This is a genomic window from Dietzia sp. 111N12-1 (assembly GCF_001658045.1).
GTDB classification, from domain to species: Bacteria; Actinomycetota; Actinomycetes; order Mycobacteriales; family Mycobacteriaceae; genus Dietzia; species Dietzia kunjamensis.
Genome location: NZ_LSSV01000109.1, coordinates 1 through 675, shown reverse-complemented (window position 1 = coordinate 675; position 675 = coordinate 1). Strand labels below are relative to the sequence as shown.

Below are 675 nucleotides of genomic sequence, written 5' to 3'. Positions count from 1 at the left end.
GGGCCAAATGGGGTTGTCATTCTCAGATGACTTCGACCACGTCGCCACGGTTGCTGTTGTTCTGGAACGACTTGGCGTAGGCGTCGGTGACATTGATACAGCCGTTACTGACGTTGGTGAAGCCCTGCTGCCCGACGGACCACGGGGCGCCATGGACGTAGATCCCGCTGTAGGACATCTGAGTGGCCCAGTTAACTGAAAGCCGGTAGCCGTCCGCCGAATCGACCGGCACGCCGAATGTCGATGAGTCCATGATGAGCGACTCATGCCGATCGCCGAGGTAGTAGGTGCCGTTCGGCGTTGGTGTCGAGGCCTTTCCTAGCGAGACCGGGCTACTGCTGACGATCTCGCCGTTGACGCGGGTCGTCATCGTCTTGGCATTGTCGTCGATCGTGGTGATGACCTCATCGCCGATCGTGAAGTTGCTGTGCGCGTCCTGGGCTCCGTAAAGCCCTCCACCCATATCTGTGCCATAGATGTTGACGTCGACGTCCACCTCGGTACCTGGTGCCCACCGAGATCATGGCCGCGCCGATTGTTCGCCCGGTCGAGCTTTGGCACCAGGCTGCTCACCGCATTGAGCGTGGTCGTTGTTGGCTGCGCGGTCAGCGCGTGGTTTGTCGCCTCAGCTCTAGCTCCGGGAATCTTCCATGTGGTTCCCCCCGAATCGTGGAG

Annotated in this window: 1 pseudogene; it reads right to left on the bottom strand. The window is 60.4% G+C overall.

From position 1 onward, the window contains the following. Nucleotides 1-25: 25 nt before the first annotated feature. Nucleotides 26-514: pseudogene (locus AYO52_RS17480) on the bottom strand (L,D-transpeptidase); the annotation flags it as partial. Nucleotides 515-675 lie beyond the last annotated feature (161 nt).